This is a genomic window from Serpentinimonas sp. SMBJO2 (assembly GCF_056341105.1).
In genome coordinates this window covers 1,876,772-1,891,514 of sequence record NZ_CP150628.1, presented here as the reverse complement: position 1 = coordinate 1,891,514, position 14,743 = coordinate 1,876,772, and the positions used below count along the sequence as shown (strand labels likewise).

Genomic DNA, 14,743 nt, shown 5'->3' with positions numbered 1-14,743 from the left:
GCTGCGCGGCGAACAGGGGAACTTTAGGGGCCTGCGGCCTCACCCAGCAGGTACGAAGCGCAGCACTTCCGCTATTATCGGTCTGATGCGCCGGTGGCTGGGGCGCTGGCAGCCTGCCAGCAAAGCCCGGCCGCGTTCCACTGTTTCTGTTTCTTGATTCATGCACCCGTCACTCTTGCAAACGCCTTTTCCCACACCCGCCGGCCTGAGTCGGCGCCGTTTCCAGGCCTTGGCGGCGCTGGGCGGGGCCGGCTTGGCTTTGGGTGCGTGGGGGCCGGCACAGGCGCAGTTCCGAGTCGAGGTCACCGGGGTCGGCCTGCAGCAGATCCCTTTTGCCATCGCCCCGTTTCGGCTGGCCACCGGACTGCCGCAAGATGTGCCGGCGATCGTGCGCGCCAACCTCGAGCGCAGCGGCCAGCTGCGTGCCCTGCCCGGGGGCAGCGCCATCCTCGACGAAACCGCCCGGCCCGACTTGGCCCCTTGGCGCGCCGCCGGCGTCGATGCGCTCATCACCGGCAGTGTGAACCGCTTGGCCGATGGGCGCTTTGATGTGCGCTTCAGGCTCTGGGACGTGGTGCGGGCGCAAGACCTCGGGGGCCTGAGCTTCCCCGTGCCCGCCAGCGACCTGCGGCTGGCGGCGCACCGCCTGTCCGATTTCGTCTATGAGCGCCTGACCGGCGACCCGGGGGTTTTTGCCACCCGCATCGCCTACATCTCGCGCCACGGCGAGCGCCACAACCTGTGGGTGGCCGATGCCGACGGCGAAAACGCCCAGACCGCCTTGGCCAGCGCCGAACCGATCATCTCGCCGGCCTGGTCGCCCAATGGGCAACAGCTGGCATATGTGTCGTTCGAGGCGCGCCGACCGGTCATCTACACCCACGAAGTGGCCACTGGGCGCCGCCGCTTGCTGGCCGGCTTTCGCGGCTCCAACAGCGCCCCGGCGTGGTCGCCCGACGGGCGCCGGTTGCTGGCCACGCTCACCTTTGGCGGCGCGTCGCAGATTTTTGCCATCGACGCCGCCGGTGGCGGGCAGCCGCAGCGCATCACCCAGACCAGCGGCATCGAGACCGAACCGGCCTTTACCCCCGACGGGCGCTGGGTGTATTTCGTCAGCGACCGCGGCGGCTCGCCGCAGATCTACCGCATGACCCCTGCCGGTGCCGACACGACCCGCATCACCTTCGAGGGCAACTACAACATCTCGCCGGCCGTCAGCCCCGACGGCCGCTGGTTGGCCTACATCGCGCGCATCGGTGGCGCGTTTCGGGTCTGCGTGATGGAGCTTGCCAACGGCCGCATCACCCCCTTGACCGACACCAGCGCCGACGAAAGCCCCAGTTTTGCGCCCAACAGCCGCCTGATCATGTACGCCACCCAGGCCCAAGGCCGGGAAGTGCTGATGACCACCTCGCTCGATGGCCGCATCAAGACCCGGCTGGCCAGCGCGCCGGGCGGCATCCGCGAGCCCGACTGGGGCCCGTTCCAGCGCTAAGGGCTTCGAATTCACCCATTTTCATCTACAAGACCACCATGCAATCACTCTTTGGCCCCCTGTTCGGCAGCGCAGTCAAGCGCGCCGGTTTGCATCCCCAGCCGCTCACGCGCACGCTCCAGGCCGCCACCGTGCTGTGCGCCGCCCTGCTGTTGGCCGCTTGCGGCTCCAATGTCAATTTGGCCGAAGACGTGCCGGTGCAAGACCGCACCGCCGTGCCGGTGCAGCAGATCGGGGTCGCGCCGGCGGCACCGGCTGTTGCGCCGCCAGGGGCGGCAGCGGTGGATCAGCGCGCCGTGGCCCCGGTGCAGGCTGGCACCACCGCCATTGGGCAGCCGCCGGCGCACCTGGCGCGCTTGGTGTTTTTTGATTTCGACCAATACACCGTGCGCGCCGAATTCATTCCCCTGCTCGAAGGGCACGCGCGCTTTCTGGCGGCCGACCGCCAGCGCCGCGTGGCGCTCGAAGGCCACACCGACGAGCGCGGTGGCCGCGAATACAACCTCGCGCTGGGCCAAAAGCGCGCCGAAGCGGTGCGCCGCTCGCTCGCCCTGATGGGGGTGCAGGACGCGCAGATGGAGGCGGTCAGCTTTGGCGAAGAAAAACCGGCCAGTGCCGGCACCGACGAAGCCGCGCACAGCCAGAACCGCCGCGTCGAACTGGTTTATCGCTGACATGCCTGCACGTTCCACCTTTGCTGGCGCCCGTCTGGGCGCATGGGGTCTGCTGCTGGCGCTGCTGGCTGCGGCCTTGCCGGCGCAGGCGCAGCTGTTTGGCGGCGACGACCAGGCCCGACGTGCGATCATCGATCTGCGCGAGCGCGTCGAGGCCAACCGGGTGACGGCCGAGCAAGCCACCCAAGCCCAGCAGCAGCAGCAACAGCAGTTGCGGCAGCAGCAAACCGAGCTCATCCAGCGCTTCGACGAAGAACTGCTGGGTCTGCGCCGCAATCTGGTCGAGATCGGGGCGCAAAACGACGCCCTGCGCCGCGAATTGGCCGAACTGCGCGGGCACAACGAGCGCCTGGCGCACCTGGTGGCCGAGCTGCAGCGCCAGCAGCGCGATTTGCAGCGCGACTGGCAGGGACAGCTCGACCAGCGCCTGCGTCCGCTGGAGCCGCTCACCGTCACCGTCGAGGGGGTGGAGTTTCAGGCGCGGCCCGAAGAGGTGCAGGCTTTCGACGCCGCCATGGTGGTGCTGCGCGCCTCCGAGTTTGAGCGCGCAGCACGCCTGTTTGGCGAGGTGGTGGCGCAGTTTCCGCGCAGCGGCTACGTGGTGCCGGCCCTGTATTGGCAGGGCAACGCGCAGTATGCGGCGCGCCAGCACGCCGCAGCCGTCGAAACCTTCAGGCGCATGATCGCTGCTTCGCCGCGCCACCCGCGGGTGCCCGACGCCTTGCTCGGCATCGCCAATGCGCACATCGCGCAGCGCGACAACCGGGCCGCCCGAGCTGCCCTGCAAGAGCTGATCCAGGCGCACCCCAACACCGAAGCCGCCGCCGTGGCGCGCGAGCGGCTGGCGCGGCTGCGCTGAGCGGATTGGCCTTGCGCGCCTGCCGTGTAGGGTTCACGGCCTGCGTCGCAGCCTGGGCCCGGTCGGGGGCCGCAAATAGGCAGGCAAATGCTGGGGCCACTACAATCGCTGGCCATGGAAATGTCTGATCTCCAAGCGCAAGCCAGCCTTGTGCTGTGGGCCGCCTTTGCGGTCGCTTTCGTGTTTGGCGCCCTGGCCCAGCGCACCCATTTTTGCACCATGGGCGCCATCAGCGATGTCGTCAACATGGGCGACTGGACGCGCCTGCGCATGTGGGGCATGGCGGCCGGTGTCGCCATGCTCGGCTTTTATGGCATGGCGGCGCTGGGCTGGATCGATCCGACGCAAACCATCTACGGCGGCAGCCGGGTGCTGTGGCTGTCGGCCCTCGTCGGTGGGGCCATGTTTGGCTTTGGCATGGTGCTGGCATCGGGTTGCGGCAGCAAGACGCTGGTGCGCATCGGCGCCGGCAACCTCAAATCGCTGGTGGTTTTCTTCGTCATGGGTTTTGCAGCCTACGCCACCCTGAGTGGCGTGACGGCGGTGCTGCGCCACCAGACCATCGATCAGGTGGCGCTGGATCTGGATGGCAGCAGCGCCTTGCCCCTGTGGCTGGCGGGGCTGTGGGGCGCGCCGGGTGCGGCGCTGGGGCTGGCCGGGCTGGTCGGCGTGGCCCTGATCGTCTGGGCGCTGGCCAGCCGTGATTTTCGTTCCTCGCCCGACAACTGCCTGGCCGGAATCGGCATCGGTGCCACGGTGGTGGCGCTGTGGTGGGTCACGGGCGTGCTGGCCTTCGTCCCCGAGCACCCCGAGACGCTGGATCCAGTGTTTCTGGCCACCAACACCGGCGTCATGGAGTCGCTCACCTTCACTGCGCCCATGGCCTACGCGCTCCAGTGGCTGATTTTTTTCAGCGACGCCTCCAGGGTCCTCACCCTCGGGGTGGTGTCGGTGCTGGGGGTGGTGCTGGGTTCCTTGGCTTATGCGTTGCTGAGCCGCGGCTTTTACTGGGAGGGCTTTCGCAGCACCCAGGACACCGCCTTGCACCTGGTCGGCGCCGTGTGCATGGGGGTGGGCGGCGTGACGGCGATGGGCTGCACCATCGGGCAGGGCCTCTCGGGCCTCTCGACCCTGAGCCTGGGCAGCCTGATCGCTGTGGCGGGCATTGGCCTGGGGGCGGTGGGCGGGCTGCGTTTCCAGATCTGGCTGCTCGAGCGTGGCTGAAACCGCGCCGCTGGCCATCGAGCCCGCGCTCCTCGAGCCCGCAGTTGCCCAGCCTTCGACCCCCGAACAGAGGCCTGCTGTGGCTGAGCCTTTCGAGGGCTTCGAGCGCCGTTTTGGCGCCTTGCGCCGCCTCTACGGTGCCGCTGGGGCGCAGCGCATTTTTGATGCCCATGTGGTGGTGGTCGGCATCGGGGGCGTGGGTTCGTGGGCGGCCGAGGCGCTGGCGCGCAGCGGCGTCGGGCGTCTGACGCTGATCGACCTCGACCACGTGGCCGAGTCCAACGTCAACCGCCAGCTGCACGCCCTCAACGGCACCCTGGGGCAGTCCAAGGTGCAGGCCATGCAGCAGCGCATCGCCCAGATCAACCCGGCCGCGCAGGTGCACGCGCTGGACGAGTTCGTCACGCCCGCCAACTGGGGCGCGCTGCGGCAGCAGATCGAGGACCGCAACGGCTTGCCACAGGCCCTGATCGACGCCTGCGACCAGCGCAGCGCCAAGGAAGCGCTGGCGGCTTGGGCCTTGCAAGCCCGGCCGCACTTCATCACCTGCGGCGCCGCCGGTGGCAAGCGGCAGGCGCAGCGCATCGAGATCGCCGATTTGTCCGCCGTCACCCACGACCCGCTGCTGGCCCGGCTGCGCTCCAGTCTGCGCCGTGTCCGTGCCGCAGCCGCGCGCGGGCCGATGGGGCTGGCCTGCGTGTTCAGCCGCGAACCCGTGGCCCCACCCGACCCTGCCTGCGGTGTGCAGGGTGCAGGCGACGGCAGCCTCAACTGCCACGGTTACGGCTCCAGCGTGGCGGTGACGGCGGGCTTTGGCATGGCGGCGGCCTCATGGGTGCTGGAGCGTTTGGCGGGGGAAGTGCGGACGTCTGGGGCGAAAGACCCTGGGCGCAAGCAAGCCCGAACCCGATAAGCGCAGCCCGCTACACAAAAACAGGCCGCAAAGGCTAAAAAACAGGATATAATGCGAGGCTTGGCGGCGTTGGTTATCGGCGTTGTCAAGCAGAGTGGGTCGTTAGCTCAGTTGGTAGAGCAGCGGACTTTTAATCCGTTGGTCGCAGGTTCGAATCCTGCACGACCTACCAAAATACAGAAAAGCCGCCAGAAACCTTCGCTTCTGGCGGCTTTGCCTGCCTGTCGCTTACGCAGCGTAGCGCAGCAGCGCCCCACCCAAGCTCGAGCCGCCACTGCGCCCGGAACCATAGCTGGGTGCAGGGTTGGGTGGGTAGGTGGCCGTCTCATTCTTGGCAGGGCTGGCGCTGGCTGGCGCTGCCGCTGCGGCAAACGCATGGGCTCCTGGTGCCCCGGATGGCGGCCGGCATTCGCGCCAGGCGTCGGCCACCGGTTTGAGCAAGCCGTGCACTTCGTCGAGCGCGGCGGCGTCGTTGTGCGCGTTGGCATCCAGCAGGCGCACCGAGCAGTAGGCGTAGAGGCTGTCGAGCTGCTGTGCCAGCTCACCGCCGGCCTTGGTGTCGAGGTGCGTGCGCAGGCCCTCGCCCAGAATCTGCAGGGCCTTGTTGATGTGGCGGATTTTGTTGTCCACATCGCGCTGCTCCAGCGCCAGCTTGCTCAGCTGGATGCGCTCGAGCAGGCCCTCGAACAGCAGGGTGACGACCTCGTGCGGGCCGCTGCCGTCGGCGCGGCTCTCGAATCCGACGCTGGCATAGGCACGGGCAGAGCGGTGGGCGGCTGGGTTCATGGAGCTGACCTGGGGCAAGCAGTGGTGATGCCCTTATATCGGCCGCGAGCTGGTGCAACTTGAGCCCAGGCCAGTTCCGGCCGGTGCCTGAGCTGGTGAAGGCGCGCGCTTGGCGTCCAAGGGCGGCAGCCTCATTCGGCAACGAAGCCATCGATCGCAGCCAGCACATGCTCGAGTTGCGCCTCCAGCCCCAGCCACAGTGGCAAACGCACCAGGCGCTCGGACTCGCGCTGCGTGGTTTCCAGCGTGCCCACACACCGCCCCAGGCGCTGGCCGAGCGGGGCTGAATGCAGCGGCACATAGTGAAACACGCTGTGTATGCCTTGCTGCTTGAGCTGCCCGATGAAAGCGCTGCGCTGCTCCAGGTCGCGCAGGCGGATGGCGTACATGTGGGCGTTGTGCTGGCAGTGCGGTGCCACATAGGGGCGATCGAAGCGCAGCGAGCGGCTGGCGGCCGAAAAAAAACGGTCGTAGCGCTGCCAGAGTTCCAGCCTCTGCGCCGTGATGCGGTCGGCTTCCTGCATCTGTGCCCACAGAAAAGCCGCTACCAACTCGCCCGGCAAAAAGCTCGACCCGACGTCGCACCAAGTGTATTTGTCCACTTCGCCGCGAAAGAACTGGCTGCGGTTGGTGCCTTTCTCACGCAAGATTTCGGCCCGCTCCAGCCAGCGCGGGTCGTTCACCAGCAAGGCTCCGCCTTCGCCCGAGATGATGTTCTTGGTTTCGTGAAAGCTCAGGCAACCCAGATGCCCGATCGAGCCCAGGGCGCGGCCGCGGTAGCTGGCCATCAGCCCCTGTGCGGCGTCTTCTACCACGAACAAACCGTGGCGCTGGGCTATGGCCATGACGGCGTCCATCTCGCAACCCACACCCGCGTAATGCACGACGACAATGGCCCGGGTGCGCGGTGTAATGGCCGCTTCGATCAGCGTCTCGTCGATATTGAGGGTGTCGGGCCGAATGTCAACGAATACCGGCGTTGCGCCGCGCAGCACAAAGGCATTGGCGGTCGAAACAAAGGTGTAGGACGGCATGATGACTTCATCGCCCGGGGCCAGATCGAGCAGCAGCGCCGCCATCTCGAGTGCCGCGGTGCATGAATGCGTCAGCAGCGCCTTGCGCGTGCCGGTGCGCTGTTCGAGCCACTCGTGGCAGCGCCGGGTAAAGGGGCCGTCGCCGGCGAGTTTGCCGTTGAAATGGGCCTCGGCAATGTAGTACAGCTCCTTGCCTGTCATGTAGGGTTTGTTGAACGGAATGTTCATGGCGTCAGGCGGTGGTAGATGTCTTGTGCATGGCGGAACTTGAATCCGAGGGAGGCATAGAGATTGAGCACGGCAAGGTTGCTGGCCGAAATCGAGCTGCGCACCTCAGCGTGGCCACGCTCGAAGAGCAGGCGACACAAAGCTGACCAAAGGAATTTCGATTTGCCTTGGCCGCGTGCATGGTTGGCCGTGGCATGCAGCACCAATTGGTTGCCCTCAACTGCAATAAAGGCCTGCAAGTCCTGCTGCCAGGTTAGGCCCCAGACTTTGCCGCTGGCGTGCAGTTGCTCGAGCCACCGAGCGTAACGTGCCTCGGCCTGCGCGCGGCCGATGCGGGGGTCGCGGTGAAAGCGGCCATGGACAAAAGCCCCGCTGGCGATCGCCAACAGTTCGTTCAGGGGGGGGTGGGGCAGCAAACCGACCTCTGGGTGGGGATGCTCGCGCAGCCAATCGGGCCGGCAGTAGGGCTCGATCAGCGTGTCGCAGTAGTAAAAACCGTGGCTGTGCAATTCTTGGGTGCAGGCCAGCGGATCGACGCGCACCGTGTAGTGGCCCGGCTGCTGCGAGGCGCGCAGCAAGGTGGTGGCATTTGCATCGCAGAGCTCAAAAGTCGGGCAGCCCAGAATCAAAGCGTCCCAAGGGGTGGGGCGTGCCCAGGGTATGGGTTCACTTGAAGCTGATGTTGATGCCATGGGCCGATTGAACCACACGCGCCGCCGGCAGGAGCTGGTGCGGCACCTCGACGTAGCGCAAGTCGATGCTGCGCACCACTTGGTCGAGCAAAAGCTCCATGACGCCGGCACTGCGGCACAGGACAAGGTCAGACCAATCGGTGTGGGTCAGCAGCACCGGGATGAATGGGCTGCGCTTGACAAAGGCGCCCACGGCCTCGAGCACGCCCAGGTTCTGTCGCACCCCGGCCGGGCTGTGGCAGCAGTCGTTGAGCATGAGCACGCCGTCGGGCGCGCACAGCTCGCTCCACTCCAGCAGATCGCGCAAAATCCACTCGTATTGGTGGTTGGCGTCGATATAGATCTAATCGTGGCAGTTGTTTCAGTGCCGTAAATGCCACGCCCAAGATCTGGTAAAAATACTGGCGGTCGCATTGGCAGACTTTCATGGCTGTGGGGCCTCAGGAGTGGGGGCAAACAAGGCTTCGAACCAGCGCTGCTGCAAGCCGCGCAAGGCGTAGTTGCGCTGCACCCAGAGGTGCAAGGCAGCGCCCAGGCGGGCGCGTTCGTCGGGCTGGTCGATGAGCCGGCGCAGGGCGGCACGCCAGTCGTCGAGGCTGGCGCAGCGCAGCACCGGAGGCTCATCGGTGCGGTAAGTGGCGACATCGGAGCACGCCACCGCCCAGCCCATGGCGCCGTATTCGAGCAGGCGCAGGTTGCTCTTGCAGCGGTTGAACAGGTTGTCTTCGAGCGGCGCGATGGCGATGTCCAGCCCCAGGCTGGCCATTTTGGCCGGGTAGTCGGCGATCGAGACGAAGCCATGAAACTCTTTGAGGTGGGGCCGGATGCCGTCGGTGCACATGCCCATAAACACCCAGTCAACCTCGGATGCAAACTCGGCTACGATGGGCTCGATCAGCTCCAGATCGCCCTGGTGCTGGCCGGCCCCGACCCAGCCGATGCGCAGCCGCGCTCCGGGCGGGTTGCGTTTGGGTTCGAGCCCAAACCACTGGGTGTCGAGGCTGTTGGGCACCAGCCGCACATCGCTCAGGTACTGGCCGTAGTGCTTTTGCAAAGCTTCTGTGGTGACGATCAGTCGGTCGCTGGCGCGCAAGGCTTGCACCATGCGCTGGTGCCCTTCGCGGCTCTGGAACACGCGGTTGGGGTGTTTCTCGGGCACTTCGCCCAACAGGTCATCGACCATCTGCACGATCGGTATGTTTGGAGCGGTGCTTTTGTAGTGGCGCACCTGGTTGAGCTGCGCGTCGTCCACCGAGTGCTGCAGCACCAGCAGATCGGGTTCGGCACGGCGCAGTTCGAGCGGCTGCAGCACCCGGCTGGCGCCGCCGGGCAAGGGCATGACGACGCAGCTTTGCACCAGTCCGGCGTCCTGGAGCGCGTTGAGCGGTTCGACCACCCGGTACTGGCCGGCCCCGCTGCGCAGCGGCAGCGCCAGCACCCGCGGCCGGTCGCGCCGCTGCGGGTTCCAGTCGATCACGATGTCGGCTTCGATGTCAAAGGGTTTGAGCAGCGACAGCTGCCGGTTGTAGTGGGGGTCGTGCGCCAGCTCGGCGGCCCAGTCGGCGAGCAACTGCTGGCGTTCGGCCAGTTCCTGATCGATCAGGCGCACCTTGTCGTGGATGTCGTGGCGGCGCTGCTCGAGCGTCTTGCCGCCGTGGTGTACCCAGTTGCTCAAGGGCGTCCAGACGTGGCGCAGCCCGAGCGCGCTCAGGCGCAGGCACAGGTCGAGCACCGGCAAGTAGAGCGGATAGCGCTCGGCGCGCAGGCCGCCCACGCGCTCCCAGTGCGCTTTGCGCAGCACGAAGCAGTGGCCGGCCACGGCGCTGCAGTCCTGCGTCAGTTGCAGGCGCGAATAGACGCCGGCTTCGTCTAGCCACTGCTCCTGGCCACAGTAGCTCGCCGCCAGCCCATGGATGCCCAGCAGCACCGGCCCGCCCACCACCTTGGGGTCGCGGTCTTTGGACGATAGCAGGCGCGGAGCCACCAGACCGACGTCGCTTTGCTGCGCGATCGCCACCAGCCGCGCCAGCCAGCCGGCGTGCAGCGCCTCGGTGTCGTCGTCGCAGATCAGTACGAACTCGCCGCTGGCACGCGCCACGCCGGCGTTGAGTGCGGCGGCGTGTTGGTATTCGCCATCGGGCAGGGTGACGCAGTGCAGGGGCACGCGCACGCTGCCCGCGCAAGCGAGCGCCACTTCGTCGGCCTGTGCCTGCTGGCAGACCACGATCACTTCATGCAGGGGCAGGTCGTCGAGTTTGGCCGTGGCTTGCAGCAGGCTGCGCAGATAACCGGTCTGCAAGCCGCTGGGCACCACCAGCGAGACCTGTGGCTGGCCGTGCAGCGCGTGCTCGGGCAGCCAGGTGCCCAGGCGCGGCAGGGGTTGCAGGCGCGAAGCCACGCTGGGCACGAGCAGCGCCTGCACGGCGTCGAACTCGCGCGCTTCCTGGGCGGCGCAAGCTGCGTCCGGTGCGGCGTGCGCCAGCACGGTGCTGATGTGGCCCAGCGCCGCGCGGCCGTGCTGCTGCAGCAGCGCCAGCGCGGCAGCGTACAGCTCGGCACCGGGCAGGGGTGCGCCGAGTTGCTGCCAGACCTCGGTGTGCAGCGCCACGGCCGGGCCAAGGTAATTGATGCAGCGCAGCAGCTCGACGTTGGCGTCGGGTTTGAAAAACGGGTAGCGCTGCTGCTCGTCGGGGTGTTGCAGGTCTTCGTCGGCGTAGATGAGCACGGCTTGGGGGAACTGCGCCGGTGCCAGACCCCATTCGATCAGAGCGCGCGGGCTCAAGCGGGTGCCGCTGCGCAGCAGCAGCGTCCAGGCGCTGTGCAGCTCCAGTGCCGCCAAAGACCCGCCAGCCGCCAGCTGGTGCCAGGCAACGCCGGGGGCGTCGGTCAGGGCCGCTGGCGCCGGTTCGTGCGCCACGATGTGCAGCGCCGCAGGCTGGCCCAGGCATTGGCTCAGGCTGTCGAGCGTGTCGGCCAGCGCGTCGGTGCCGGCACCGCGCTGGTCGATGACCACGCTCAGCGGCTGCACCCGGCCTGCGGCCAGGTGCTCGGCGTAAATGTCGGCGTCGATCTCACGCAGCGAGCTGCGCTGGCACCACTGGGCGTACTGCTTGTGCAGGGTCTGCCAGTGCAGGCGGTCGGCGCGCGCCGCCAGGTCGGTGGCGGTGGTGTAAACGCCGGGCAGGCGGTCGAGGGTGGCTTGGGGCCAGGCGCGCTCGAAGGGCAGGGCGGCGGCGGCGGATTGGGTGCTTTCTACGAAGTGCAGCACGTCTTGGTGCCAGTGGGCCAGGCGCTGGGCGTAATCGCTGGCAAACAGATGCACGCTGGCACGCGCTTGCAGCACGGCTTCCGGTTCGTCGCCCCAAGCGACGCCATTCATGCCCCAGAAGCCGATGATCGGGTCAAGCTTGGGCAAGGACTCTGGGTTGGGCAGGTACACCACTGGGCAGCCGCACAGCCGCGCCTCCTGCGCCGCGGTGGAGTATTCGTAGCAGTAGAGCACGCTGGCGCTTTGGTAGAGTGCCGCCGTTTCGGCCAGGGTTTTGGGTTTTTTAGGTGATATTTCGGTTGCGTTGGGGCCGAAATCGCGCACTTTGCCGCTGTAGCGGTTGTAGTAGTAGAGCACCCGGTCGCGTGGCTTGGGCTCCTGGGGGGGGCAAAACAGCTCGGTCTTGATGGTTGGCAGTTCCAGGCCGTGCCCGCCGGGGTAGAGCACGTCGGCACCGAGTTTGAACACCAGCGTGTCGGCGTCGAAGGATTTGGGGCCGCCGTGTACGCCGGGATAGTAGAGCAAAAATCGAACCGGCAGACCCAGTTCCATGGCGTGGCTGGCCGATACCTCGGGATAGACCACGATCGGCACCTTGTGCGCCTGCCAGTGTGCCAGCTTGATGGCCGGTGTCAGTTGCGGCGTCCACAGCGTGCCGTCGGTGCGCGCCGCAGCAATGTAAGCCGGATAGCCGATCTGGTTGAGCAGGCTGCACAACTCGTGCAGCAAGCGCACGCCCGCCGAGCTTTCGGCGTAGTCGGGCGCGACGATGTAATAGGGATGGGCTGATACACGGTAGCTGGACGCACTGGTGGGAAGATCGAGCAAGCGAGCCAGCGTTTTTTTCATGGGTTCGTGCATCCAGATGATCGGCCAGCGCCCCGCACCGGCATGAGATTAGTGCAGATTGACCATCTTCAGCCTTGCAACAGCCGCAGCACACCCTGCGGAATCTGGTTGGCTTGCGCGATCATAGCGGTTCCGGCCTGTTGCAGGATTTGTGTGCGGCTCAGGTTGGCGGTTTCGGCGGCAAAGTCGGCATCCATGATGCGCCCACGCGCGGCGGCCTGGTTTTCCACTGCAGTGCGCAGGTAGCTGATGGTGTTTTCGAACCGGCTTTGCACCGCACCCAGCGTGGCGCGGGTGGCGTTGATGGTGCCGATGGCCGAATCCAGCGCCGTCAGGACGGCGGCGTTGGCCGAGTTGGCAGAGGTGTTCAGGCTCGATGCCACCCCGGTGGTTTGCGTCACACCCGACATGCCGCCGGTGCTGGCGTTGATGTTGAGCGCCGTGCCGGCAATGGTGATCGTCTGGCCCGAATTGGCCCCCACCTGGAAGTCGAAGCTGGCGGTGGTGGTAAAGAGGTTGGTGCCGTTGAACTGCACCGCGTTGATGGTGCGGTTGACTTCTTCGCGCAACTGCGTGAACTCCTGGTTCAGCGCCCCCAGGTCGCCGTCGGTGCCGGTGGTGTTGGTGGAGTTGATGGCTTGCACGGCGAGCTCGCGCATGCGTTGCAGCATTTCGGCCATGGTGGCCAAGCCGCCTTCCGCTACCTGCGCGAGCGAGATGCCGTCGTTGGCGTTGCGGATGGCGACATTCATGCCGCGCACCTGGGTGTTCATGCGTTCGGCAATGGCTAGGCCAGCAGCGTCGTCCTTGGCGCTGTTGACGCGCAGGCCCGATGAGAGGCGCTGCATCGTCGTCGCCATCTGGTTCTGGGTATTGACGGTGTTGCGCTGCGCATTGAGCGACATGACGTTGGTGTTGATGGTCATGGCCATGGGGATGCTCCGGTGGAATTGCGATTGAGGCTTGAGGGTTCAATCCACTCGGCTGGAAGCGGTTGCCGCTGCAACCAGACTCACCGGGTGTTGGAGCAATTGTGGCCAGCCGCAAGCAACACAAAGCCCCGATAAACGGGGCACTCGCGGGGTATTTGTGCGCTTGTGCGCGCCGCTATGCCATCAGCCGCTGCTGCGGTTCCACTGCGCCAGTTGCTGGTTGACGAAGGCACCCAGGCCGTTGATGGCGCCCAGCGAGGTGTCGAGTCGGCTGTACTGCGCCAGCAGGTTGGCGCGGGTGCGCGCCACGCGTTCTTCCATCTGTTCGATGCGGTCCTGCTTGCGCTCGACCGCAGCTTGCAAGGCGTTGTTGCGCCCGGTGACGGCGCCGTCGATGCCGTTGGCGGCGAGCGCAAAGTCGCGAATGCGCCGCGCCACGCCAGGCGGGTTGGAGCCGCTGGCCACATCGGCGAGCAAGCTGCGCAGGCCGCTGGGGTTTTGCAGTGCGGCGTCGAGCCGGGCGCTGTTGACGCTCAGGCTGCCGTCGCGCTGCAGTTGCAGTCCCATGTCGCTCAGTCGGCCCAAGGCCGCGCCTGCCGGCCCGCCCGGGCTGCCGACCATCTGGCGCAGCATGTTCTGCAGCCCGATGGCGGTGGCGTCGCCTTGCAGCGGGCCATTGTTGCGCCCGGCAGGGTCCACCCGGGTCAGGTTGGCCAGGGTGGACTGGATGCGGTTGAAGGCGCTGCGAAAAGCTTCAATCGCTTCGCGCACCACGGTGTTGTTTTCTTGCACCGATACCTGCGCCGCCGTGGCTGGGCTGCCGGGCAGACTGGGCGTGGTGGGGGCGAGCAGGTTGAGCGTGATGCCGGGCACCGGGTCGCGCACGGTGTTGGTGGGCGAATTGAGCGCAATGCCGTCGAGACTGAACTGGGCGTCGAGCGCGTCTTGGGTGCGGCTCATGCCCACCAGTGTTGTGCCGCTGTGGAAGTGGTTCAGGGCGCCCAGGGCGCTGGTGCCGTCGGTCACGGGAGCGCCGCCGGCGTCGCGCGCGCGCACCTCAAAACCCGCTGCGGCTCCGGTGTTGCTGCTGCGCAACAAGAGCTGTTCCTGCCCGCCGCTGCGCACCACCAAGGCGCTCACGCCCACGTTCGGGGTGCTGTTGATGCGCTGCGCCAGCGTGGTCAAGGTGTCAGCGGCCTGCACCGCCACCGACACCGCTGCGCCGCCGGCAAAGGCGTTGCCGCTCCAGGTGCCGACGCGGATGTCGAGCGTGCCGTCGGCTCCCAGGGGCGTGTCGATGGCGCGCGCGCTGCTGACCGCGCCCTGGGTTTGCGCCAACCTTGCCACCTGCACCGAGAAGTTGCCCACCAGGGCCGAAGCCGCCGCGCTGCCGCCGACGGCCTGGGCGTTGCTGGAGCTGAAGCTGCGCGTGCCCCACAGGCCCGGGTCGAGCAGGCGGTTGGCGGCGTCTTGCAGGGCGGCAAGGTCGGAACGCACGCTGGCGTAGGCCGAAATGCGCGTCTGCAGGCCGCTGGCCAGGGTTTGCAGTTGCTGGATCGGGCGCCGCTCCAGCGCCACCAACTGGTTGACGATGGCGTTGACATCGAGGCCGCTGCCGATGCCGGGAGATGAGAGGGCCATGGTGCACTCCTGCAGGGAGGTTGAGGCGAAGGGGGCGCCAACGCTTGTTTATAGCAGTTCCTGCCGCCGTGGCCAAGTCGAAAAAGGGGCTGGCTCCAAGCTCAGTTTTGCCGACTGGCGTCCAAGGCCAGCCGGCCAGCTTGGCGCT

Annotated in this window: 12 protein-coding genes and 1 tRNA gene; 6 read left to right on the top strand and 7 right to left on the bottom strand. The window is 67.0% G+C overall.

Annotation, left to right across the window (positions count from 1 at the left end; genetic code table 11):
* The first annotated feature begins 160 nt into the window (after positions 1-160).
* The 6 genes from tolB (at position 161) to AAAZ40_RS08720 (ending at position 5,337) form a co-directional block, all read left to right on the top strand.
* Positions 161-1,495 carry a Tol-Pal system beta propeller repeat protein TolB gene (gene tolB / locus AAAZ40_RS08745; protein ID WP_476660005.1) on the top strand — a complete coding sequence of 445 codons (1,335 nt, stop codon included), beginning with the start codon at positions 161-163 and terminating at the stop codon, positions 1,493-1,495.
* 38 nt (positions 1,496-1,533) lie between these two features.
* Positions 1,534-2,169 (top strand): peptidoglycan-associated lipoprotein Pal, encoded by a 636-nt coding sequence (pal, locus tag AAAZ40_RS08740; protein WP_476660004.1) that lies wholly within the window; start codon positions 1,534-1,536, stop codon positions 2,167-2,169.
* Between the two features lies 1 nt (position 2,170).
* The gene (ybgF, locus tag AAAZ40_RS08735) at positions 2,171-3,028 is read left to right on the top strand and encodes a tol-pal system protein YbgF (protein WP_476660003.1); all 858 of its coding nucleotides are present in this window, start codon (positions 2,171-2,173) and stop codon (positions 3,026-3,028) included.
* Positions 3,029-3,142: 114 nt separating this feature from the next.
* Positions 3,143-4,252, top strand: coding sequence for a YeeE/YedE family protein (locus AAAZ40_RS08730; RefSeq protein WP_476660002.1), 1,110 nt, complete (start codon positions 3,143-3,145; stop codon positions 4,250-4,252).
* A 79-nt stretch (positions 4,253-4,331) separates the two neighbouring features.
* On the top strand, positions 4,332-5,165 hold the full coding sequence (locus AAAZ40_RS08725) for a tRNA threonylcarbamoyladenosine dehydratase (RefSeq protein WP_476660001.1): 834 nt from the start codon (positions 4,332-4,334) through the stop codon (positions 5,163-5,165).
* Between the two features lie 96 nt (positions 5,166-5,261).
* Positions 5,262-5,337: transfer RNA gene (locus AAAZ40_RS08720), tRNA-Lys, on the top strand.
* 56 nt (positions 5,338-5,393) lie between these two features.
* Here AAAZ40_RS08720 and fliS read toward each other — a convergent pair.
* The 7 genes from fliS to fliD form a co-directional block, all read right to left on the bottom strand.
* Positions 5,394-5,951: a flagellar export chaperone FliS gene (gene fliS, locus AAAZ40_RS08715; RefSeq protein WP_476660000.1), complete on the bottom strand. Its 558-nt coding sequence runs from the start codon at positions 5,949-5,951 to the stop codon at positions 5,394-5,396.
* A gap of 131 nt (positions 5,952-6,082) precedes the next feature.
* On the bottom strand, positions 6,083-7,213 hold the full coding sequence (gene rffA / locus AAAZ40_RS08710; RefSeq protein WP_476659999.1) for a dTDP-4-amino-4,6-dideoxygalactose transaminase: 1,131 nt from the start codon (positions 7,211-7,213) through the stop codon (positions 6,083-6,085).
* Positions 7,210-7,791, bottom strand: a complete 582-nt coding sequence (locus tag AAAZ40_RS08705) for a GNAT family N-acetyltransferase (protein ID WP_476659998.1) — start codon at positions 7,789-7,791, stop codon at positions 7,210-7,212. Before AAAZ40_RS08705 ends, rffA begins: the two co-directional genes overlap by 4 nt.
* 88 nt (positions 7,792-7,879) lie before the next feature.
* Complete coding sequence (locus AAAZ40_RS08700) at positions 7,880-8,212, bottom strand: hypothetical protein (RefSeq protein ID WP_476659997.1); 333 nt, start codon at positions 8,210-8,212, stop codon at positions 7,880-7,882.
* A 117-nt stretch (positions 8,213-8,329) separates the two neighbouring features.
* A complete protein-coding gene (locus AAAZ40_RS08695; RefSeq protein WP_476659996.1) occupies positions 8,330-12,022 on the bottom strand; it encodes a glycosyltransferase in 3,693 nt (1,230 codons plus the stop codon).
* A 68-nt stretch (positions 12,023-12,090) separates the two neighbouring features.
* Complete coding sequence (locus AAAZ40_RS08690; protein WP_476659995.1) at positions 12,091-12,954, bottom strand: flagellin N-terminal helical domain-containing protein; 864 nt, start codon at positions 12,952-12,954, stop codon at positions 12,091-12,093.
* A 183-nt stretch (positions 12,955-13,137) separates the two neighbouring features.
* Entirely contained in the window at positions 13,138-14,595 is a 1,458-nt protein-coding gene (gene fliD / locus AAAZ40_RS08685) for a flagellar filament capping protein FliD (RefSeq protein ID WP_476659994.1), read from the bottom strand.
* Positions 14,596-14,743: the final 148 nt, after the last annotated feature.